The 21,059-nt window shown below is 69.5% G+C and carries 20 protein-coding genes and 1 pseudogene; 12 read left to right on the plus strand and 9 right to left on the minus strand.

The genetic code is table 11. From position 1 onward, the window contains the following. Nucleotides 1–224: 224 nt before the first annotated feature. The 3 genes from ACWCO2_RS31320 to ACWCO2_RS31330 form a co-directional block, all read right to left on the minus strand. Nucleotides 225–1,841, minus strand: a complete 1,617-nt coding sequence (locus tag ACWCO2_RS31320) for a phytoene desaturase family protein (protein WP_450131392.1) — start codon at nucleotides 1,839–1,841, stop codon at nucleotides 225–227. A 2-nt stretch (nucleotides 1,842–1,843) separates the two neighbouring features. Then, a complete protein-coding gene (locus tag ACWCO2_RS31325; RefSeq protein WP_450131393.1) occupies nucleotides 1,844–2,617 on the minus strand; it encodes a cyclase family protein in 774 nt (257 codons plus the stop codon). A 118-nt stretch (nucleotides 2,618–2,735) separates the two neighbouring features. After that, complete coding sequence (locus ACWCO2_RS31330; protein WP_450131394.1) at nucleotides 2,736–3,710, minus strand: AraC family transcriptional regulator; 975 nt, start codon at nucleotides 3,708–3,710, stop codon at nucleotides 2,736–2,738. Nucleotides 3,711–3,874: 164 nt separating this feature from the next. Between ACWCO2_RS31330 and ACWCO2_RS31335 the strand changes: the two genes are divergently transcribed. From ACWCO2_RS31335 to ACWCO2_RS31345, 3 genes are all read left to right on the plus strand, one after another. After that, the gene (locus tag ACWCO2_RS31335; RefSeq protein ID WP_450131395.1) at nucleotides 3,875–4,657 is read left to right on the plus strand and encodes an SDR family oxidoreductase; all 783 of its coding nucleotides are present in this window, start codon (nucleotides 3,875–3,877) and stop codon (nucleotides 4,655–4,657) included. 26 nt (nucleotides 4,658–4,683) lie between these two features. After that, a complete protein-coding gene (locus ACWCO2_RS31340; RefSeq protein WP_450131396.1) occupies nucleotides 4,684–6,207 on the plus strand; it encodes a flavin-containing monooxygenase in 1,524 nt (507 codons plus the stop codon). A gap of 75 nt (nucleotides 6,208–6,282) precedes the next feature. After that, nucleotides 6,283–7,137: a PaaX family transcriptional regulator gene (locus ACWCO2_RS31345; protein WP_450131397.1), complete on the plus strand. Its 855-nt coding sequence runs from the start codon at nucleotides 6,283–6,285 to the stop codon at nucleotides 7,135–7,137. Nucleotides 7,138–7,207: 70 nt separating this feature from the next. Here the strand turns inward: ACWCO2_RS31345 and ACWCO2_RS31350 are convergent, their stop codons facing one another. The 5 genes from ACWCO2_RS31350 to ACWCO2_RS31370 all read right to left on the minus strand — a co-directional run bounded on the left by ACWCO2_RS31350 (nucleotide 7,208) and on the right by ACWCO2_RS31370 (nucleotide 12,100). Further along, entirely contained in the window at nucleotides 7,208–7,618 is a 411-nt protein-coding gene (locus ACWCO2_RS31350) for a RidA family protein (protein ID WP_450131398.1), read from the minus strand. After that, the gene (locus ACWCO2_RS31355) at nucleotides 7,615–9,330 is read right to left on the minus strand and encodes an indolepyruvate oxidoreductase subunit beta family protein (RefSeq protein WP_450131399.1); all 1,716 of its coding nucleotides are present in this window, start codon (nucleotides 9,328–9,330) and stop codon (nucleotides 7,615–7,617) included. Before ACWCO2_RS31355 ends, ACWCO2_RS31350 begins: the two co-directional genes overlap by 4 nt. Next, nucleotides 9,330–11,501: a thiamine pyrophosphate-dependent enzyme gene (locus ACWCO2_RS31360; RefSeq protein WP_450131400.1), complete on the minus strand. Its 2,172-nt coding sequence runs from the start codon at nucleotides 11,499–11,501 to the stop codon at nucleotides 9,330–9,332. The genes ACWCO2_RS31355 and ACWCO2_RS31360 overlap by 1 nt, the downstream gene beginning before the upstream one ends. A 129-nt stretch (nucleotides 11,502–11,630) precedes the next feature. Further along, nucleotides 11,631–11,855, minus strand: coding sequence for a hypothetical protein (locus ACWCO2_RS31365; protein WP_450131401.1), 225 nt, complete (start codon nucleotides 11,853–11,855; stop codon nucleotides 11,631–11,633). Nucleotides 11,856–11,893: 38 nt separating this feature from the next. Then, nucleotides 11,894–12,100 (minus strand): hypothetical protein, encoded by a 207-nt coding sequence (locus ACWCO2_RS31370; RefSeq protein ID WP_450131402.1) that lies wholly within the window; start codon nucleotides 12,098–12,100, stop codon nucleotides 11,894–11,896. A 229-nt stretch (nucleotides 12,101–12,329) separates the two neighbouring features. On the opposite strand from ACWCO2_RS31370, the gene ACWCO2_RS31375 reads away from it, so the two are divergent. Both ACWCO2_RS31375 and ACWCO2_RS31380 read left to right on the plus strand, forming a co-directional pair. Then, nucleotides 12,330–12,554, plus strand: a complete 225-nt coding sequence (locus tag ACWCO2_RS31375; protein ID WP_450131403.1) for a hypothetical protein — start codon at nucleotides 12,330–12,332, stop codon at nucleotides 12,552–12,554. Beyond that, the gene (locus tag ACWCO2_RS31380; RefSeq protein ID WP_450131404.1) at nucleotides 12,551–12,994 is read left to right on the plus strand and encodes a cupin domain-containing protein; all 444 of its coding nucleotides are present in this window, start codon (nucleotides 12,551–12,553) and stop codon (nucleotides 12,992–12,994) included. Before ACWCO2_RS31375 ends, ACWCO2_RS31380 begins: the two co-directional genes overlap by 4 nt. Nucleotides 12,995–13,032: 38 nt before the next feature. On the opposite strand, the gene ACWCO2_RS31385 is transcribed toward ACWCO2_RS31380, so the two are convergent. Continuing rightward, entirely contained in the window at nucleotides 13,033–13,197 is a 165-nt protein-coding gene (locus ACWCO2_RS31385; RefSeq protein WP_450131405.1) for a hypothetical protein, read from the minus strand. 109 nt (nucleotides 13,198–13,306) lie between these two features. On the opposite strand from ACWCO2_RS31385, the gene ACWCO2_RS31390 reads away from it, so the two are divergent. From ACWCO2_RS31390 to ACWCO2_RS31420, 7 genes and pseudogenes are all read left to right on the plus strand, one after another. Further along, nucleotides 13,307–13,876, plus strand: a complete 570-nt coding sequence (locus tag ACWCO2_RS31390; protein WP_450131406.1) for an acyl-CoA thioesterase — start codon at nucleotides 13,307–13,309, stop codon at nucleotides 13,874–13,876. Beyond that, nucleotides 13,873–16,164 (plus strand): bifunctional salicylyl-CoA 5-hydroxylase/oxidoreductase, encoded by a 2,292-nt coding sequence (locus tag ACWCO2_RS31395; protein ID WP_450131407.1) that lies wholly within the window; start codon nucleotides 13,873–13,875, stop codon nucleotides 16,162–16,164. The genes ACWCO2_RS31390 and ACWCO2_RS31395 overlap by 4 nt, the downstream gene beginning before the upstream one ends. 630 nt (nucleotides 16,165–16,794) lie before the next feature. Then, nucleotides 16,795–17,238 (plus strand): hypothetical protein, encoded by a 444-nt coding sequence (locus ACWCO2_RS31400; RefSeq protein WP_450131408.1) that lies wholly within the window; start codon nucleotides 16,795–16,797, stop codon nucleotides 17,236–17,238. Between the two features lie 68 nt (nucleotides 17,239–17,306). Continuing rightward, nucleotides 17,307–17,843, plus strand: coding sequence for a helix-turn-helix domain-containing protein (locus ACWCO2_RS31405; protein WP_450131409.1), 537 nt, complete (start codon nucleotides 17,307–17,309; stop codon nucleotides 17,841–17,843). 37 nt (nucleotides 17,844–17,880) lie between these two features. Next, complete coding sequence (locus ACWCO2_RS31410; protein ID WP_450131410.1) at nucleotides 17,881–19,050, plus strand: aminotransferase class V-fold PLP-dependent enzyme; 1,170 nt, start codon at nucleotides 17,881–17,883, stop codon at nucleotides 19,048–19,050. Between the two features lies 1 nt (nucleotide 19,051). Then, nucleotides 19,052–20,455 carry an amino acid permease gene (locus ACWCO2_RS31415; protein WP_450131411.1) on the plus strand — a complete coding sequence of 468 codons (1,404 nt, stop codon included), beginning with the start codon at nucleotides 19,052–19,054 and terminating at the stop codon, nucleotides 20,453–20,455. A gap of 326 nt (nucleotides 20,456–20,781) precedes the next feature. Next, a pseudogene (locus ACWCO2_RS31420) lies at nucleotides 20,782–20,967 on the plus strand (ISAzo13 family transposase); the annotation flags it as partial. Between the last annotated feature and the right edge of the window lie 92 nt (nucleotides 20,968–21,059).

Below are 21,059 nucleotides of genomic sequence, written 5' to 3' on the forward strand. Positions count from 1 at the left end.
CTCGAGCATCCGTGATCGCGGTGAGAACCAGCTTCGCGACCGCGGGGAGCTCCAGCGGCGTGATGCGGACGACTATATGCTGTATTCATAACGGTGGTCAAAAATTCGTAGGTTCAATTCCGCGGAAGACCTGCCCAACGAACCAGCTCTCACTCCCCCACCGTCCGCAGCGGGGACCTGCTGCCCTGCGGAGGTGCGGTGAAGGCCGAGATCGCGTCCGCCTCTCAGCGGAACCGCGCGGCCAGCCGGGCGATCGGTCCAGGTGCGACGAGCCGGTCGGCGACCAGGAACCCCGACGCGCCACCGAGCCCAGGCCCCGGATGAGTGGAAGCCCCGATCTGCCACAGTCCCGGCACCGGGGTGGCGTGCGATCCGGCGTTAGGCAGCGGCCTCCACCAAAAGTTCTGGTCCAGCTCGGCAGATCCGCCGTAGGGGTCCCCGCACAGCGCGTTCACGTTGCCAGCGGCGATCTCGACCGGGCTGAGCACGTCGACCCCGCGGACCAGCTCACGTAGCCCGGGCGCGTGCGTGGCGACTCGGTCGAGGACCCGCTCGGCGTAGCCTTCGGCGAGCCTGCGGTCCCAGCCGTTGGCGGTGTCCAGCTCGCCGGCCGCGTCGCCCACCGGCACGAACGGCAGCTCCTGCAGCTGCAGCCACAGCGCCGCCGCACCATCCGGCACCCGTGCGGGGTCGAGGACGTGCTGCTGCCCGACGACGACGGTCGGTCGTCGCGGGAGCAACCCGGCTTCGGCCTCGGCACAGGCGATCGCCGTCGACGACGACCCGTCCGAGACGTGCACCAGCGGCACCTGCGCGAGCCGGGCATCGGCCCACGGCACCGGACTGGACAGCGCGACATGGATCTGCATCGCGGCTCGGCCGGGCCGGTAGCGGGCGGCGGCCTCGGAGACCTCGCGCGGCACCGCCCCGGAGGGCAGCAGCGAGCCGTAAAGCGCCGGCGGGGTGACCGAGGCGAGCACCGCACGCCTGGCGCGGAATTCGAACCCCTCTCCCGCGACGCCCGCAGCGACCCCGCCGCGGAGCAAGATCCGCTCCACCTTCCGTCCAGTGTGGACAACGACGCCCAGTTCGTCGAGCAGCCGCTCCCAGGCCGTGACGAAGTTCGCCGCCCCGCCGGCGACGACCGGTAGCCCAGCGCCGTGCATGGTCGCTGCGAAGACCGGCACCATCACCCCGCCCGACGCCGAATCCGGCGCCAGCCCGCCGTGCAACAGCCACGGCGCCCACAGCCGGTCGGTCTCCCAGCCGGCGAAACGGGCCCGCATCCAGGCCCGGCCCGAGGTGACCGCGTCGCGGACGTAGCTCTCCAGCCCGCTGCGCCCAGCCGCCCGGGCCAGGGTCGCGACCGGCCCGAGCAACGACGGGGCGTGCAGCTCAGCGCCGAGCAACCCGCCGATCCCGGCGGCGTGCGCCCCGAAGCGGGCGATCATCGCGCGGTAGGCGTCCCGGTCGGCCGGTTCGGCGAACCCGGCGACCGTTTCCTCCACGTCCCGATGAGCCAAGGCGACCGCGCCGTCTTCGCCGACGGTCGCGGTCAGCGGCCCGTCGGTGTTGGCGTAACCGAGTCCGTGCCGGTGCAGGTCCGCGCCGAACGCTGCGTATGCCGGGCCGGTCACGAACAGCGGGTGCCAGCTGGACCAGGTGTCGTGGATCCAGCCGGGGAGAGTGCGTTCTCCGCTGCCGACGAAGCCGCCGACCCGGTCGTGGTCGTCGACCAGGGCCACCGACCAGCCGCCCCGCGCGAGCCGCGCCGCGGCCACCAGACCGTTGATCCCACCGCCGACGACGACCGCGTCGGCAGCGCTTCGGTGTGCGGCCACGGTCAGTCCTCGACCAGCGCGAGGACGCGCGCGGGGCTGCCCGAACCGCCGACGATCGGCAACGGGCACACCACCAGCACGGCGCCGGTGGGTGGCAGCTGCTCGACGTTGCGCAGGCTGGTGAGGCCCCACTTACCGGCCCCCATCAGCTCCGAGTGGCACGGGAACGCCGGCTCCAGCGCGGGCGCTTGCCCCGCGTCGGTGCCGACGGTCTCGACACCGAGTCCGACGATCGGAGTCTCGCGGGCCAGCCACTTCGCGCATTCCGGGGAGACTCCTGGAGTGTGCGATCCGTTCTCATCGACGTTGGCGAAGGCGGCCTCGTCGTCGCTGCGGGCATCCCAGCCGGTGCGGTAGAGCAACCAGCCCCCTTCGGGCAACGGGCCATGCTCGGCCACCCACTCCTCGACGTGCGAGCGCTCCAGCTGGAAATCGGCGTTCTTCGCTGCCTCGGCCGTCTTGTCGAGCACGGCGACCGGCGCCACGAGCGTGCTTAACGGTGCCTGCGAGACGTCGAGACCGTCGCGCCCGGTGACCCAGTGGTTCGGCGCGTCGAGGTGAGTGCCGGTGTGCTCGCCGGTGTGGATGTCGTTCCAGTACCAAGCGGGGCCGCGGTCGTCGTAGCGGGACAGCTCCTCCAGCCGGAACCGGCTGGTGTTCGCGAACGGCGGCGGCAGCTCCAGGATCGGGGTCGACTCCTGCAGCGGCGCGGTCAGGTCGACGATCCGGACCGAACCGGTGCGGGCGGCGGCGAGCAACGCGGGGAGAACGGGCACGATGGCCTCCAAGCGGGGTCGGGATGGGGGAAGGATCTAGGTACTCCTCCGGCCGGCGCCATCCGCTGCGCGCGGCGGATGTCCGCTATCCGCACCGGAGTTCGGTGGGGCGTCGCCGTCAGCGCCGGAGCGTCTCGGAAGGGGACTCACCCCAGCGCTCCTTGTACGCGACGGCGAAGCGACCGAGGTGGTGGAAGCCCCAGTCGGCCGCGACCTGCGAAACCGTGCACCGGGTTGGATCGGCCGCGCGCAGCTCCTCCCGAACTCCGACCAGCCGTGCCTCGCGCAGCCGCGCGGTCGGTGTCGTGTCCAGGTGTCGGCGGAAACCCTCCTGCAGGCTGCGCACCGATAGCCCGACGGCCTCGGCGACGTCCTCGACGGTCAGCGGTTCGCGGGCGTGCTCGTCGATCAGCGCCTTCGCCCGGCGGATCACCTTCGGGACGACCGGAGCAGGATCGTCGCCGACGGCCAGCAACTCCTCCGACAACGAGTGCGGCACCGCCGCGAGCAACTGGCTCATCAGCAGCTGCTCGACCTGGCGGTGCAGCAGCGGGTGCGCGAGCCAGCCAGGGCCGTCCAGGTCGGTGCGCACCATGTCCACCGTCGCCAGCCAGGACCGCGCCGCTGGCGTCGTCAGGTCCAGGCTGGTGGCCAGCCGCAACGGCTTCGCCGGCGGACGGCCGAGCAACCGATGCAGTTGGGCCTCGAGCGCCGCCCGGTCGACCCGGACGATCAGCTGCTCGTTACCGGCCTCCCAAGTCATGTCGAGACCCGCGTCCGGGTCCGGCACCGATGCGGTCGTCGGGTCGGAGACGACCTCCGTCCCACCGGTGCGCACCAACGCCCGCCCGGACAGCGGGACCTGCACCAGCACGAACGACCGCAGCGGCTGCGGCCTGATTCGCACCGACGGCCCGTACGCCAGGTAGGACAGCCCCACCTCGCCGAGTCCGGCCGAGTTGAAGCGCACCGGCTTCACGAGGCGGTCGACCGGTTCCAGCCGGTGTGGGCAGAAAACCTCGCCGACCCGTTCCAGTGCTTCCTCCAGGTCCACCGAGTGCACCCGTCGGAATCCACGCAGCACCTCGACCACGGCATCACCTCCCACTCCTGGTTCTCCGGATCGCATCCCTGGGGTTGTCGCGCGTTGCGGACAGCGACCGCGCAGTGAGGATAGTCACACGGGCTATATAACCAAATTATGACTGCGTTAACAAATCCGCTAGATGACGGTCGTATTTCGGAGGTTCCGCAGCCATGTCGTCAGCCCTGCACGACCGCACGGTCCTGGTGACCGGCGGTTCCACCCTCGTCGGGCACGGGGTCGTCCGCGCCCTGCACGCAGTGGGTGCGACCGTCGTGGTCGCCGACATCGACGCCGAGGGCGTCAAACCGCTGCTCGAAGAACTCGGCGAGCGCGTCACGTTCCACCGCACTGACATCACCGACGACGCGGCGGTGGCCAAGACCGTCGCCGCTGCCGCCGCAGGCGGGCTGCACGGCCTGGTCAACCTGGCCTGCTCCTACCTCGACGAAGGCGCCGAGACGAACCGCGCCGACTGGCTGCGGGCACTGGACGTCAACGTCGTGAGCACCGTGCAGGTCACGCGCGCAGCCCGGGCGCACCTCGCCGCGACCGGCGGCGCCATCGTCAATTTCACCTCGATCTCGTCGAAGGTCGCCCAGACCGGTCGCTGGGTCTATCCGGCCAGCAAGGCCGCACTCGTCCAGCTCACCCGCTCCATGGCGATGGACCTCGCTGCCGACGGAATCCGGGTCAACGCGGTCAGCCCAGGCTGGACCTGGTCGAAGATCATGAACGACCTCACCGGCGGCGACCGCGCGAAGACCGACCGGGTTGCCGCGCCGTTCCACCTCACCCGCCGCGTCGGCGACCCGGACGAGGTCGGCGCTGTCGTCGCGTTCCTGCTCTCCCCCGCCGCGTCCGGAGTCACCGGCGCGGACTGGGCCGTCGACGGCGGGTACTCCGCCATGGGCCCGGAGCAGGCCATCCCCGCCATCCCGCAGCTCGCCGACTGACCGACCGCGCCCACAGGAGTCCCGCCATGCGCATCGCCATCATCGGGGCCGGGTTCGCCGGCCTTTCCGCCGCCAAGATCCTGACCGGCTTCGGCCACGATGTCACCGCCTTCGAGAAGGCGCCCGACGTCGGCGGCGTGTGGAGCCGCAGCCGCCGCTACCCCGGCCTGACAACGCAGAACGACAAGGTCACGTACTCGCTGTCGGACTTCCCGATGCCGAAGCACTACCCGGAGTGGCCATCGGGACAGCAGGTGCAGGAGTACCTGGAGGCCTACGCCCGCCGCTTCGGGGTCCTGGACAAGGTCCGGACCTCGACCGAGGTGCACTCGGCCGAGCCGCGCGCCACCGGCGGGTGGACCGTCACCACCGCAGCCGGACGCGAGGACTTCGATCACCTCGTCGTCGCGAACGGGATCTTCTCCGAATCGTTCATGCCGGAGCTCCCGGGCACCGACGAGTTCCGCGCCGCCGGTGGCCGGTACTGCCCGCCATCGGACTTCACCGAACTCGACGATGCCCGGGACCGAGACGTCGTCGTGATCGGCTACGGAAAGTCCGCGTGCGACGTCGCCGTCGCCCTCAACGAGGTGTCGTCCTCGACCACCGTGGTCGCGCGAGAGCTGCTGTGGAAGATGCCGCGCATGATTGGCGGGGCGCTCAACTACAAGTACGTGATGCTCACCCGCCTCGGCGAGAGCATGTTCCGCTACGCGCACCTGGCTGGCTTCGAGAAGTTCCTGCACGGACCGGGCCACGGGATCCGCAATTGGATGATGGCGAGCCTGCAGAGCAAGATCGTCCGCCAACTGAACCTGGACAAGCTCGGCCTGATCCCGGACGGGTCGCTGGAGGACATCGCCCGCTCGACAGTCAGCCTCGTCAGCGAGGGGTTCTACGAAGGCGTCACTGACGGCTCGATCACCGTCCACCGCGACATGCTGATCAGCTCTCTCGGGGCCCGGGCCGGCAAGCCGGTCGCGCGGCTGCAGGACGGGACCGAAATCCCGGCCGACGTGATCGTCGCGGCCACCGGGTTCCACCAGCGGGTGCCGTTCTTTTCGCAGGAGGTCCGCGACCGGCTGGTGGACGAGCGCGGCAACTTCGAGCTCTACCGCCAGATCCACCCGCACACGGTTGCGGACCTGAGCTTCTGCGGCTACAACTCCTCGTTCCTGTCGCCGCTGTCCGCCGAGGTCGCAGCACTGTGGATCGGCGTCCACCTGGACGGCGGGCTGAACCTGCCCCCGGTCGAGCGGCGGCGCGCGTTCGTGCAGCGGCGGCTGCGGTGGATGGAAGAGCGCACCGACGGCAAGCACGCCCGCGGCACCAACATCATCCCGTTCTCGCTGCACAACATCGACGAGATGTTGTCCGACCTGTGCACCGGCATTGGCCGCCGCCACCGGTTCACCGAGTGGCTGCTACCGGTCGACCCGGGGGCGTACACGCGGGTGACCCGGACGCTGATGGAACGGCACACACGACCTGCCGCCGCATCCGGCGGGCGCAGCGGCACCTCCGCGCCTTCGCTGCGGGGTGTCGGATGACCGCGCGCCCGCTTCCCCGGGTCGGCGCTGGCCTGTTGCGTGGGCTGCGCGCGGACACGCCCGTACGATGTCCTCGTGACGACCGTCGCTAGGCTGCCAGAACCCGTGCCGGAGGAGATCACCGCTCCGATCCCGTCCCGACGGCTGATCGTCACGGTCTACGGGTTGTACGCCCGCGAGCGCGGTGGGGCGTTGTCAGTGGCTTCCCTGGTGCGGTTGCTCGGAGACCTCGGGGTGGACGGCCAGGCCGTTCGCTCCGCGGTGTCCCGCCTCAAGCGGCGCGGTGTGCTCGAGCCCGAGCAGGTCGGCGGCGCTGCCGGGTACCGGATCTCCCAGGCCACCGCCGACGTCCTGGCCGAGGGCGACGAACGGATCTTCACCCGGCGTCGGGCCCAGGCAGGCGAGGGCTGGCTACTGGTCGCGTTCTCGGTGCCGGAGAGCGCCCGCGACCAGCGCCACCAGCTGCGCACCCTGCTGATCCGGCTCGGGCTGGGCACCGTCGCGCCCGGGCTGTGGGTGGCTCCCGCGCACCTGGAGTCCGAGGTTACGCACGCCCTGGAGCGGGCTGGCCTGCGCGGCTACACCGAGTTGTTCCGCAGCCGGCACGTCGCCGGTCGCCTCCTGGCCGAGACCGTCGCGTCCTGGTGGGACCTGGGCGCGCTGCACGCCCAGTACGCCGCGTTCGTGGACCGGCAGTCGCCGGTGCTGCAGGCGTGGCAGGAAGCCGATCACCCGCCGGTGCGGGCGTTCACCGATTTCGTGACGCTGGTGACGGTGTGGCGACGGCTGCCCTACCTCGACCCGGGTCTGCCACTGGAGGCGCTGCCTGAGAACTGGGTCGGCAGTCGCGCGGAGCAGTTGTTCGGGAATCTGCGCGCCCGGCTCGCCGGCCCGGCCCGCGAGCACGTCACCACCGTCCTGGGCAGCTGAGCCCGGGGACCAAAACCCACAGAGCAACGGCCCGACCCCGGAAAGGGGCCGGGCCGTTGCCGCACGGACGTCATGCGCGGTGCGCGGCGACCGCCTCGATCTCGATCAGCGCCTCGGGCTGCCACAGCGCGGTGACACCGACGCCGGTCATCGCCGGGTAGGTGCGGCCGCACAGCTCCTTCCAGACCGCGCCGATCTCCTTGCCCCGCGCCTGGTAACCGGGGACGTCAGTCAGGTAGATCCGCACCGAGAGCAGGTCCTCCGGTCCGGAGCCGGCTGCGCGCACGGCGTTGAGCACGTTGGACAGGGCCTGGCGGAACTGGTCGACGATGTCGCCGTCGACGATCTTCCCACTGGCGTCCATCGCGGTCTGGCCGGAGAGGTGGATGGTGTCGCTGTGCCGGACGGCGTGAGTGAATCCGGACGGCTTCGCGAGGGTGTCCGGGTTGATGAGCTCGACATCGGTGGTGCTGGTCGTCATGACATCTTCCTTTTCTGCTTCGTGTCGACAGTCGTGGGCAGGTCCGCGTCGGACAGCTGCTCGCGCAGCGTCGCGCCGTCCTCATCGGCGAGCGCCGCTGCGCGGAGGCGTGCCAGCACGGCGGCGGCGTCCGGACGACCACGCAGAGCACGAGCAGCGGTCATCAGGAGGGCGAAGCTGTCGTTGCCGTGCGCGTAGGTGGCGCCGTAGCCCTTCAGGACCTGTTGGCAGATGACGATTTCGGTGGCCAGGGCGGTGGCGGCGACGTCGACGGCGAACGCCGTCCACTCCTCGATGGCGGCCTGCTCGTGCGCGAACCGCAGCGAGCGGGGCCGGAGCGGCCTCATCCGGGCCATCGTGGAGAGGATCGTGTAGCCGATGATCGAGGTGGTGTTGAGGATCATCCCGTCCCGGGTGACCCGGTCGACGGTCCTGGTGAACGTCTTCGAGCGGCGCAGCACCTTCCCGAGCCGGTACGGCAACGTGTCGGTGATCTCCTCGGACTGCGGGTGCAGGTATTCGCGGATCTGGGTCAGCTGAGCCGTGGTGGCGCGGGCCTCGGCGCGGACCCGCTCGAGTCGGCGCTGTCGGGTCTTCTGCAGCGCGACCTGGATCGTGTCCTGGTAGCACATCCACAGCGCCAGGTGCCGAGCCGCCTCGGTGGTCAGCCGGGCCTGCCCGCGCGGGTCCGGGTCGGCCACTGCGAACGCGCGGACGCGGTCGAGGTAGCGCTGCGCGTAGTCGACGTCCTGGTAGAGGCCGGTGCGGACCAGCCCGTGCAGGACCGTCGACCGGGCCGCTGCCGGGAGGTCGGTGACGGTCCGGGCGAGGGGCTGCAGATCCGGCCCGACCAGCGACGCCGGGTCGGTCGCGGCGATCTCGGTGCGCCGCGCCTCCTCGCGTTCCTTCTTCTCCTCGGCGGACACCGGCCGCGGGCCGATGGTGATGTCGACGGGGGTGGACTTCGCCGGGGGCGGCGCGAGCTCCAGGGTCACCGGCTTCGCGGCAGCCGCGAGGGCCGCCACCGCTGCGTCGTACCCACCGCCGAAGGCGGCGAGGCTCGGCTGCACACCCTTGCCCGCGTCGATGATCGCCTGCTCGAACTGCGCCCGGCTGAACGGCAGCGCGCCCGAGCCGGCGACGGCGCCGAACAGCGCTGCGGAGATCACGCTGCGGTGCTCCTCGGCGATCGCGGCGAAGTCCGCAGCGACGAGCTCTTTGGCCGCGCGCTTGGCCGCGGAGAGCAGCTCGGTGGAGTCGACCCGGCCGTCACCGAGGTGCATCTTCTCGTCGATCGAGTAGACGCGGTTCGTCGAAGCGATCAGCGTCGTCCGACCCGGGGTCGCGAACCCGCGCTGCACGGCACGGCCGCACTCCATCAGCTCAGAAGCGACGACCACGTCGACCTCGCCCGGCGACGGGAACACGCTCAGCACAGGCTCCAGGCGCCCCGCGCCGTCCGCGGTGTCCGATGTGGACGTCGGTGGGTACAGCTCGGCGTAGTACACGGTCGCGCCGGTGCGCTGGGCGACGCCGGCGACCGAGGTCGTCTGCGCGTGGTATCCAGCCTGCTCTGCGACGGCGACGATCCAGTCGGCGAGCACGCCGCCACCTTCACCGCCCATCGCGAGGATCGCGATCGTGATCGGGCGGGCCCCGGCGTACCAGGACGCCTCGGCGGAGGCCGTCGGTGCGGGCATGACGGTGGGCATCAGGAGGTCCCCTCCATGCGAGCGGCCCTGGCCTCGAGGCCGCGGGACGCGAGCGAGATCCACCAGGACCGGACCCGGGCGAGCAGGCGGTCCTTCACGGTGGGGTTGTCGACGATGTCGGTGCGGTAGAACGACGGGCACAGCACCGCCGCGTGCGCGTTGTTGCCGCAGACCCCGCAGCCGACGCAGCTGTCGAGCACGGTCGCGACCGGGTCGGTGCGCAACGGGTCCGGGTTGTCGGTGATCGTCAGCGACGGGCAACCGGAGATCCGGATGCAGGCGTGGTCACCGGTGCAGGTCTCGGGGTCGACGCCGAAGCGCTCCCGGACGACCCGCTCCCCCTTCTTCAGCTTCTCCGTGCGCTCCTTCTTCGCCCGGCGCTGCCGGTTGAGCTGGCACTCGGACTGCATGACCAGCAGCTCCGGCCCCTTCTCCTTGCGCCGGAACGCCGCCAGGAACGTGTCCTTGACCCGCTGCACGTCGTAGGTGTGGTCGATCGTCGTGGCGCGGGTGATACCGAGACCGCGGGCGGCCTTCTCGATCGGGTGTCGCGTCGATCGGCGCTCCAACTCCGCGTGGGACGACAGCACATCCTGCCCGCCGGTGGCGGCGGCGTAGTCGTTGTCGATCACCACCATCACCTGGTCGGACTTGTTGAACACCGCGTTCCCGACGCCGGAGACCAAGCCGTTGTGCCAGAACCCGCCATCTCCCATGATCGACACGGGCCGCTTCTCCGACTGCCCGCCGGACAGCGCCGCCGCGCCGGCCGCTCCCATGCCGTAGCCCATCGTCGTCGCACCGAGGTCGAACGGTGCGTTGATCGCGAACAGGTGGCATCCGATGTCCGCGGAGATCTGGTGCTGTCCCGTCTCACGTTCGGCGAGCTTCAGCCCGGAGAAGATGGGGCGCTCCGGGCAGCCGGTGCACAGGCCCGGCGGCCTGGGCCGGACGGCCTCGGCGGCTACTCGTGCGGACAGCGGGCTGCGCGGGTCGGCCGGGTCCAGCAGCAACGAGGGCCGGTGCGTGACGGCGTTCGGCACGTACTTGGCCAGGAACTCGTCGAGCCCCTTCGTGATGACCTGCGAGGTGTACTCCCCCGACGCGGCCAGCAGGTCCTTGCCGTGCAGCGCGGTCGGGAGGTCAGCGCGGCGCAGGATCGCGTGCAGGTTCTGCTCGATGTAGTCGGGCTGGCCTTCCTCGACCATGATCACGGCGCGCTTGTCGGCGCAGAACTCGACGATCTCGGAGTCGACCACCGGGTAGGTCACGTTCATGACGTAGGTCGGGATCTTGGTGCGCCCGAACGCATCGGAGCAGCCGAGCAGCTCCATCGACCGGTTCAGGGTGTTGTAGAGCCCGCCCTGGACGATGATCCCGACGTCGGAAGCCGACCCGTCGCCGGGGAAGAGCTCGTTCATGCCCCGCTCGCGGATGAACTCCACGGCCTTCGGCCAGCGCTGCTCCAGCTTCTCCTTCTCGTGCAGGAAGCTCGCCGGCGGCAGCACGATGCGGTCAACCGACCGCTGCGGGGCGTCGGCGGCCTCGGCGACCGTCATCGGCGGACGCTTGTTGTCCTTGGCGACGAACCCGCCGTGCAGGTGGCAGGACCGCAGCCGCAGCTCCAGGAAGACCGGGGTGTTCGACACCTCGGACAGCTCGAACCCGGCCTCCACGGCGTTCACGATCGCGGTCGTGTTCGGCCGCGGGTCGAGCAGCCACATCTGCGACTTCATCGCGAACGCGTGCGAGCGCTCCTGCATGATCGAGGAGCCTTCGCCGTAGTCCTCGCCGAGGATGACGAGCGCGCCGCCGGTGACGCCACCGGAGGCCAGGTTGGCCAGCGCGTCGGACGCGACGTTGGTGCCGACCGGCGATTTGAACGTGATCGCGCCGCGCAGCGGGTGGTGCACCGACGCCGCCAGCATCGCTGCGGCGGTCGCCTCGGAGGCGGAGTTCTCGAACCGCACCTCGAGCTCGTCGAGGATCTCGCGGGCGTCGCCGAGAACGTCCATCAGGTGCGAGATCGGCGCGCCCTGGTAACCGCCGACGTAGGCGACGCCGGACTGCAGCAGCGCCTTCGTCACTGCCAGGATGCCCTCGACGTGCAGAGTCTCTCCCGCGCCAGCGCGCAGTTTCTGCACCTCGGCGGCGAAGGACCGTTCGGCCATGGCCGTCCCTCCGTCATGGTGTTGTGGCCGATGCTGATTGATGCGGACGCTAGGTTCGGTCGAACCTTTCGCCTATCCCCTGCGCGTGCCAGCTGTCCGGTTGGCGCTGCCGTGCTCGCAGGCTGTTCGTCACACCTCCAGATCGGTGAGGTGCTCGAAGCGCAGCGCGAGGTCGGTGACGGCGACGGCGACCGGTGCCAGCGCGGCCCGCAAGTTCGCCGCCGCACACGGTGGCAGGTCGTCCCGGCTCAATGTCTCGATCAGTCCGGTGTAGACGTTCAGGACGGCGCGTTCGTGGTCGGCGAGCGCGCGGCCCAGCAGGTCGGTGGCGGGCGTTGGTGCGGTGGTCGTCATGGAATCCCCTCGATCATCGGTGCGGGCGATGTCCGGGTTCAACCCGTGTGACGCAGGTCGGTGAGCCGCTTCGCCTTCAACTCGAACCGGGGCAGTTCCCTTGTCGCCGCCCGGCGCAGCAGGAATCGCAGGCCCTCGTGGGCGTCGGACAGCTCGACCCCGAGCCGCGCGGCCAGCTGCAGTTCCCGCAGGTCGTCGTGCGGCATCAGTTCGGTCTTGGGATTCCAGAACGGCTGGTCGACCACGGCATCCCCTCTCGGCCCAGCAGCCCGCGGTATGACGTTTTTGTGACGCCAGTCATAAGAACATGGCCAACAGTAAATCGACAACCCTTGACATCGAGCCGAGTCGCCAGAAGCGCTCGGGCGATATCCCAGGAAGACGGCGGCACTCCGGAAAATCGCCCCCTCTTGCCGAACCCAAATCATCATGGTTCAGTTACTGGCGTCATAGAAACGACATACGGAGGTCGCGATGCGGCTGGCCACTCTGCGGACCGACGACGGCACCGCCGCGGCGGTCGTGTCCGGCGACGAGTGGGCGTTCCTGCCCTACCCCGATGTCGGCGCCCTGCTCGCCGACGGCGACATCGTCGAGGTCGACCTCGCCGGCGTCGGCGTCCTGAGCACCCCGATCCACATCGAGTCCCAGACCCAATCCGGGGCGCACGCCCCCGCCGCGACAGGAGGCAACGCATGACCGAGCAGAACAAGCAGGGCGCCGAGGCCGTCCCGGTCGTCACCCGCGCCGGGTCCGAGGACCGCGGCACCGGCCAGTCCGGCGGCGCGGTGCGGATCTCCGGGGTCTCGCCGCAACACACCCCGGCGACGAAGATCTGGTTCGGCAAGGTCTCCAACGAACCCGGCTACCGCTCGCTGCCGCACCACCACGGCGGGGCCGAGACCGGCGGCTACGTGCTCAAGGGCACCGGCCGGATCTGGTACGGCGAGAACTACTCCCAGTGGGTCGGGCTCACCGAGGGCGACTTCGTCTTCGTCCCGCCGCACATGCCGCACGTCGAGGGCAACATGAGCACCACCGAGGAACTGGTGTGGTTGACCTGCCGGACGCCGGACAACATCGTCGTGAACCTCCCGGAGGTCGACGATGCGATCCTCGAGGGGTACCGCCGCGCATGAACCAGCACACGACCCCGATGCCCGACGAGACCGCGAGTTCAGTCGCGCCACTGCTCGCCGCGCTGGACCTCATCAAGGACGGTGACGACGCCTTCCTCGCACGCCACCAGGTCATCCCGAGCGGGCGCGCCTACGGTGGCGAGCTCGTCGCGCAGGCCGAACGGGCGATGACCCTGACTTGCGCCGAGGACCGCAGGATCCACTCACTGCACGGCTACTTCCTGCGCGCCGGCGACGTGCACGGCACGACCCGCTGGGGGGGTCGAGCGGGTCCGCGACGGCCGCGGGTTCTCCCACCGCGCGGTGCGCGGCGTGCAGGCCGGCAAGGAGATCTTCCGCGCCATGGCGCAGTTCGGCGTCCCGGTCGACGGCCTCGAGCACGCCGACACGCTGCCGCCCGAGGCCGGCACCCCGGAGGAGCTGCCGAGCACCGCCGACGTCCTGACCGACGCCGACACCCGGGACGCCGAGTACTGGCGCTTCCACCGCAGCTTCGACATACGGCACGCGCCAACCGCGCTCTACACCAACGCGGACGGGGCGCGCGGCCGTCGGCAAACCGTGTGGCTGAAAGCCTGGGAGCGGCTGCCCGACGACCCGGCCGTGCACCGCAGCGCACTCGCCTACGTCTGCGACTACACGCTGCTCGAACCGATCCTGCGCCACCACGGCGCGGCCTGGGCCCACGACGGCGTCGTCACCGCCAGCCTCGACCACGCCATGTGGTGGCACCACGATGGCCGCATGGACGAGTGGGTGGCCCTGGTTCAGGACTCCCCCGTCGCGACCTGCGGCACCGGGCTGGGCACCGCCCGGCTCTTCTCCGCCGACGGCCGGTTGCTGGCCTCGGTCGTCCAGGAAGGACTGGTGAAGCTGCCGTGAGCGCCAAGAAGATCGTCTCCGTCGGCGGTGGCCCGGGCGGGCTGTTGTCCGCCATCCTGCTCAAGAAGTCCGACCCGACGCGCGAGATCACGGTCTACGAGCGCAACGCCGCCGACGACACGTTCGGCTTCGGTGTCGTGTTCTCGCAGGAGACCTTGGAGAACATCGAGTCCGCCGAACCTGAATCGCTCGGCCGGATCGCCGCCGAGTTCCGGCACTGGTCGGCGATCGACGTCGACTTCCTGGGCACGTGGGAGCGCTCGGACGGCCACGCGTTCGCCGCGCTGGAGCGCAAGCGGCTGCTCGCCATCCTCGGCGAGCGGGCCGCCGAGCTCGGCGTCGACGTCGTCTACTCCACCGAGGCGCCGCCGCTCGCCGACCTCCGGGAACACTACGACCTGGTGATCGCCGCCGACGGGGTGAACTCGCGGATCCGCACCGAGCTGGCGGCCGACTTCGGACCGAGCGTGGACCGGCGCACCGCGAAGTACGCCTGGTTCGCCACCACCCGGCCGTTCGACTGCTTCACCTTCCAGTTCGTCGAGACCGAGTTCGGGTTGTTCTGGGCACACATCTACCCGTTCGACGGCGAACGCTCGACCTTCATCGTCGAGACCGACGGGGACACCTGGCGCCGCGCCGGCCTGGAGGAGTTCGCGGCCGTCCCGCGGCAGCCGGGCGAGAACGACGAACGCTCGATGTCGTTCTGCGCGGAGGTTTTCGCGGACCTGCTCGACGGCCACGGGCTGATCGGCAACAACTCCGGCTGGCTCTCCTTCGGCGTCGTCCGCAACCAGCACTGGTTCGCCGGGAACGTGGCGCTGGTCGGCGACGCCGCGCACACCGCGCACTTCTCGATCGGCTCCGGGACCAAACTGGCCCTGGAGGACGCGATCGCGCTGGCCGACGCCGTCGACCGGGAACCGACCGTCGAAGCGGCGCTGAAGGCGTACCAGGAGGACCGCAAGCCGGTCGTCGAGTCACTGCAGCGCTCCGCGCAGACCAGCCTGGAGTGGTTCGAGGGCGCCCGCCGGTACCGCCACCTCGAGCCGGAGCAATTCGTGTTCCAACTGCTCACGCGCTCGCAGCGGATCACCTACGACAACCTCAAGCTCCGCGACGCCAGCTACGTCGGCCGGGTCGATTCGTGGCTGGCCGACCGCACCCGAGCCCGCGGACTCGAGGTCGAGACCGGCACCCCGCCGATGTTTCACCCCTACCAGGTGCGCGGCCTGGAGCTGCCCAACCGAATCGTCGTCTCGCCGATGGCGCAGTACTCCGCCGTAGACGGCGTCCCGACCGACTGGCACCTGGTGCACCTCGGCGGACGCGCACAGGGCGGCGCCGGACTGGTGATGACCGAGATGGTCTGCACCTCGCCGGAGGGCCGGATCACCCCCGGCTGCCCGGGTCTGTGGACCGACCAGCAGCGCGACGCGTGGACCCGCGTCGTCGACTTCGTGCACCAGAACACGACCGCGAAGATCGGCGCGCAGATCGGGCACGCCGGCCGCAAGGGGTCGACGAAGGCGATGTGGGAAGGCGTCGACGTGCCGCTCGACGAGGGCAACTGGGAGATCCTCGCGCCCTCCCCGATCCAGTACCGGCCGGACGGCCAAACCCCCCACGAGGCCACCGAGGCCGACCTGGACCGGGTCGTCGCCGAGCACGTGGCCGCCGCCCGCCGGGCGGACGAGGCCGGGTTCGACCTGATCGAGCTGCACTTCGCGCACGGCTACCTGGTGTCGAGCTTCCTGTCCCCGCTGTCCAACCAGCGCACCGATCACTACGGCGGCAGCCTGGAGAACCGGGCCCGGCTGGGCTTGCGGATCCTCGACGCCGTCCGCGCGGTGTGGCCCGAACACAAGCCGATCAGCGTCCGGATCAGCGCCACCGACTGGGTGGACGGCGGCTTCGACGGCGACGACGCCGTTGCGCTGGCCCCGATGCTGGCCGCGCACGGCGCGGACATCATCGACGTCTCCACCGGCCAGACCAGCATCGACGCGCGGCCTAAGTATGGGCGGCTCTACCAGACGCCGTTCGCAGACCGGATCCGCCAGGAGACCGGGATCCCGACGATCACGGTCGGCGCGGTGTCCTCTGTGGAGGATGCGAACACCATCATCGCGTCCGGGCGGGCCGACCTGTGCGCCCTCGCCCGCCCGCACCTGGTGGACCCGTACTGGACGCTGAACGCGGCCCTCGACCAGGACTACCGCGGGCACGACTGCCCGAAGCAGTACCGGTCCGGGCTGCGCGCCCGCCGTCGCGCCCAAGTGCCATGACACACGTCCGCGCACACCGGGTGCCGTTCGCCGACACCGACGCGAGCGGCCGGATCCACTGGTCGTCGGTGCTGCGGTGGGTGGAGCTCGCCGAGCACGACCTGCTGCGCGAGCTCGGCATCACCGACGTCGCGTCATTCCCGCGCCGGGCTGCGGAGGTGTCCTACCTCCGCAGCCCGGCGCGGGCGACGCGAAATCCGGCTGGACGTCCGCCGGACCGGCCGGACGTCGGTCACCTACGGCTGGCATGTGACCCGCGACGACGAGATCTACATCGAGGGTGTGCACACCGTCGTGCACGTCGACGCGGCTGGACGGCCAGCGCCCTGGCCGGTAACCGCCGTGACCAATCGCGCCGACCGGTGAACGGATTGCGGCAGATCAAGCGACAACCGCGGAGCTGCGCGGTAGCGTCGCGGAGCCGCTCGACGAGGCTGCTCCCCGGGCCGGACCATCGAAAGGAGTTGCCACGCCACCTGTTCGCCGAGCAGATCGATGGTTTGACCCTGCCCTTGCCGATAACCTCATCCGCCCTGGTGCGAGGCGGTGGGCAGTACGTCCGGGGAGGTCGAGTAGTCGCTGGGCCGGAGGCTTTCGCTGCTGTCGAGCGCCACGGCATGGTGATCGACTGTGCTGCTGCGACTGGCCTACCTCGGTATGACGAACGCATTCGCCATACTGTGTCTGCTGCCGATGAGCGACCGCGACAAGGACATCGAGAACCTTGCCCTGCGCCATCAGATCACGGTGCTGGAGCGTCAACTCGGCCAAGAGAGGGTGCGCTTCACCCCAGCTGATCGAGCGTTCCTGGCGGCAATACTGCACCAACTGCCACGGAATCTGCTGCGCAGGCTGCGGTTGCTGGTACGCCCGGACACAGTGCTGCGCTGGCACCGCAACCTGATCGCACGCCACCACACGACCGCTTCCAGCCAAAACGCCCAGACCGACCACGCACCACCCGCTCCATCTCAGCCTTGGTACTGCGCCTGGCAACGGAGAACCCCAGCGGGGATGCCGCGAATCCACATCGGACCTCCTGACGCTCGGCGATCGGCGGTACCGCGCTATTGACTTCACTCGAACGTGGAGTCACTCTCACTGAAAAATTTCACCCACGTCGAAGGTGCGGAAGCTGAGCCATGATCGGCCCCTACCTCCGGGAGTTGCGCCAGAAGCGCAACCTCACCCTCAAGCAGCTAGCCGAACGCAGCGGCCTGTCCACCGGGCTGCTCAGCCAGGTCGAACGCAGCATCCACGACCCCAGCCTGGAAACCCTGCGCCACCTGGCGAAAACGCTGGAAGTCCCGCTGTTCAGCCTCTTCGCCGAGGAGGACCTCCAGCAGGTGGCCGTGGTCCGCCGCGAGCGGCGAATGAAAGTCAGCTCGCCGCACGGCGGGATCAGCTACACGCGGCTCTCCCCCGGCTCGGGCCGCTTGGAGCTGCTCGAGGGCTGCCTGGAACCCGGTGCCACGTCCTCCGCCGAACCGTGGAGCCACCCTTCCGAGGAGTGCGTGCTCGCCCAGACAGGAGAGCTGCTGGTCGAGATCGGCGAATCCCGGATCCGGCTGGAACCGGGCGACAGCTGCTACTTCGACTCGCGAGTCCCGCACCGCTTCGTCAACCCGGGCACCGAAACCGCCACCTTCCTGGTCTCGGTGACCCCGCCGAGCTACTGACCCGGCCGAATCCGCACACCCTCAAAGGAATCACACTGTGAACGCCGCCCCAACGCTGCCCACCGAAACCATCACCGACCCGGATCTGTTCCGCACCTACTTCCCGTCGCTGACCGAGAACGTGCACCTGGCCAGTTGCAGCCAGGGAGCCGCCTCCCTCCAGCTCGGCGACGCGCTCACCGAATTCCAACGCACCCTGCATGTGCACGGAGCACCGTGGGACATCTGGATCCAGCAGGTCGAGCAAGCGCGTCGAGGCTTCGCGAAGCTGATCGGAGCCGAACCCGACGAGGTCGCAGTCCTGGCCAACGCCACCGAAGGAGCCTTCCAAACGGCGTCGACCAGGTCCTACACCGAAAGGCCGCGCATCATCACCACGGACATGGAGTTCCCCTCCATCGCACACGTGTGGCTCGCGCAGCGCGCCCGAGGAGCCGAAGTCGTCCACGTCGCGGCCGAAGCCGGACAGGTTCGCACCGAGGACTACCTCGACGCGATCGACGAGCGGACCCAACTGGTGTCGGTGCCGCTGGTGTCCTACCGAAACGGCCTCCTGCTGCCGGTCCACGAGGTGATCTCCCGAGCCAAGGAGCAGGGTGCAACGACGTTCGTCGACGCCTACCAGGCCGCGGGTGTGCACCGCATCGACGTCAAGGAACTCGACTGCGACTTCCTCGTCGCAGGTGCACTCAAATACATGCTGGGCATCCCCGGCATCGCATTCCTGTACGCACGTCGCGGCGTGCACGATGCAGTGGCACCGCAGCTGACCGGCTGGTTCGGCCGCGAGAACCCGTTCGAGTTCGATCCGCGCTCGGTGGACCACCCGGCACGCGCGAGCCGCTACGAAACCGGCACGCCCAGCATTCCGGCCGCCTACGGAGCGAACGCAGGCCTGAACCTGGTCAACCACCTGGACGCGACAGCGATGCAAAACCATGTCCGGGGACTGACCCAGAGCCTGCAGGACAAGCTGCTGGCAGCGGGCGAGCGGCTTTGGTCGCCGACCGATCCGGCATCGCGCGGGCCGCAGGTCGCGCTCCTCGACGATGCCCCGAACGAACTCGCCACATGGCTCGCCGAACGCCGGATCGCGACCAGCCCGCGCGGCACCGTGCTGCGGATGTCCTTCCACTTCTACAACAACGAATCCGATGTGGACACCGTCGCCGCGGCCATCGCCGACTACCGCAGATCGGGGAAATGAGATGGACTCCGACTCGTCCAACACCGGGCTGCGCCGGCAACTGACGCACCGCCAGGTGACCATGATCGGACTGGGCGGCGCGATCGGTACCGGCCTGTTTCTGGGCTCCAGCCTGGCCATATCGCAGGCCGGACCGGCCACCGTGCTCGCCTACCTCGCCTGCGCGCTGGTCGCGCTGGTGATCGCCTGGGCGCTGGCCGAAATGGTGGTTCAGCACCCGGACGCGGGTGCCTTCGGCGCGATCGCGCACCGCTACCTGGGGCCGTGGGCGGGATTCGTGGTGCGCTGGACGTACTGGACGATCCAGGCGATCGCAGTGGGCGGCGAGCTGATCGCGGCCGGGATCTACACCCAGTTCTGGTGGCCCCAGTTGCCGTTGTGGCTGCCCGTCGTGGTGTTCTCGGTGCTCATCCTCGCGGTGAACGCGGGCGCAGTCGGGCTGTTCGGCACCTTCGAGTACTGGTTCGCGATGATCAAGGTCACCGCGATCGTGGTGTTCATCCTGCTGGCGCTCGCGCTGGTGACGGTCGGACTGCCGAATGCCGAGCCCACCGGCTTCGACAACCTGGTGGCACACGGCGGATTCCTGCCCAACGGGTGGAACGGCCTGTACCTGGCGATGGTGTTCGCGCTGTTCAGCTTCATCGGCACCGAAGTCGTCTCGGTGACCGCAGCCGAGTCGGAGAACCCGGAACGCGACATCCCGCGCGCAGCCCGGCAGATGGTTTTACGGTTGTCCCTGTTCTACCTGTTGGCGATCGCACTGGTGCTGACGGTGGTGCCCTGGACAACGGTCGCGCAGAGCAGCGGGGTATCCGAGAGCCCATTCGTGACGGTCTTCGGCGCGGCCGGAATCCCATTCGCCGCGCTGGTGATGAACTTCGTGGTGCTGACCGCCGCGCTCTCCAGCGCGAACACGAACCTCTACCTGTGCACCCGGATGCTGCACTCCCTCGCTGGGCACGGCTACGCGCCGCGCTGGACCGCCCGATTGAGCAAGGGCGGCGTGCCGCACAACGCGCTACTGCTCAGCGCAGCCGGACTGCTCGTCGCCACCGCACTGTCGGCTGCGCAGGGCAACGCCGCGTACCTGGTGCTGTTCGGGCTGTCCATCTTCGGCGCACTGGCAGTGTGGATCCTCATCCTGATCACACACCTGGCATTCCGACGAACCCGCGCAGCAGCGGGCCTACCACTGCCGAAGGTCCGCCTGCGCGGTGCGCCGATCACCGGAATCGCAGCGATCCTCTTCCTAACGGCGATCCTGGTGTCCACCGCGTTCATCGACGACCTCACGATCGCCTGGTGGGCGGGCGTGCCGTTCTTCATCGTGTTGAGCGCGATCTACTTCGCGGTCAGCCGGAGGTCGCGCAATCGGTCTTCCGCACACCTGGAGCGCCGATGAGTCCCGCGCCATAGAACGGGAATGGGCGTCATGGCGTGTCCGCCGAGTCTCGTGGTGTGGGGTGAGGTGCCGGAAATCATCGCGATACGCGGCAGTGCCTTGCCGCCTGGTCACGGTGTTCGTGACGGGTCCACGTAGATCACAAAAGAAGGGTCTTCACAGGTCTTGACCTGCGAAGACCCTTCCGGCGGTCAGGCAGCTCACCCATCGGAACGCTCATGATTCCAGTTTGGTCTCCAAGTGCTCCGAGGCAATCCGTCGGGATACGGGCTTGCAGAAAATTAACTCGTAGTTTTGATCACGGCTGTCATCCTTGTGGTCTGGGCATGGCGGAGGGTATTGAGGCGTCGCTGGCGGCGAAGTTTGAGGTGTTGCTGTTTAATCTGGATGAGCGTCAGCGGCGTCTGACGCTGGCGGCGGAGGCCAGAGCGTTGGGGCACGGCGGGATCAGGCTCGTTGCCCGTGCTGTGGATGTACGGGAGGCCACGGTGTCTCTGGGGGCAGCGAGCTTGGGCCGCCTCGCGTTTTCCGGACAGCTTCCTTGATAGCTATTTCATGCTGCTTGCCGCCGGTTCAGGTACTCGTTGTGGACTTCGCGGGGCGT

Source organism: Saccharopolyspora sp. NPDC002376, from assembly GCF_053593195.1.

Bases quoted from the DNA above. Each gene is read 5' to 3' on its own strand.
- ACWCO2_RS31355 (WP_450131399.1), bottom strand. From the start codon at position 9,330: ATGCCCACCGTCATGCCCGCACCGACGGCCTCCGCCGAGGCGTCCTGG.
- ACWCO2_RS31350 (WP_450131398.1), bottom strand. From the start codon at position 7,618: ATGACGACCAGCACCACCGATGTCGAGCTCATCAACCCGGACACCCTC.
- ACWCO2_RS31405 (WP_450131409.1), top strand. From the start codon at position 17,307: ATGATCGGCCCCTACCTCCGGGAGTTGCGCCAGAAGCGCAACCTCACC.
- ACWCO2_RS31415 (WP_450131411.1), top strand. From the start codon at position 19,052: ATGGACTCCGACTCGTCCAACACCGGGCTGCGCCGGCAACTGACGCAC.
- ACWCO2_RS31340 (WP_450131396.1), top strand. From the start codon at position 4,684: ATGCGCATCGCCATCATCGGGGCCGGGTTCGCCGGCCTTTCCGCCGCC.
- ACWCO2_RS31375 (WP_450131403.1), top strand. From the start codon at position 12,330: ATGCGGCTGGCCACTCTGCGGACCGACGACGGCACCGCCGCGGCGGTC.
- ACWCO2_RS31380 (WP_450131404.1), top strand. From the start codon at position 12,551: ATGACCGAGCAGAACAAGCAGGGCGCCGAGGCCGTCCCGGTCGTCACC.
- ACWCO2_RS31335 (WP_450131395.1), top strand. From the start codon at position 3,875: ATGTCGTCAGCCCTGCACGACCGCACGGTCCTGGTGACCGGCGGTTCC.
- ACWCO2_RS31365 (WP_450131401.1), bottom strand. From the start codon at position 11,855: ATGACGACCACCGCACCAACGCCCGCCACCGACCTGCTGGGCCGCGCG.
- ACWCO2_RS31360 (WP_450131400.1), bottom strand. From the start codon at position 11,501: ATGGCCGAACGGTCCTTCGCCGCCGAGGTGCAGAAACTGCGCGCTGGC.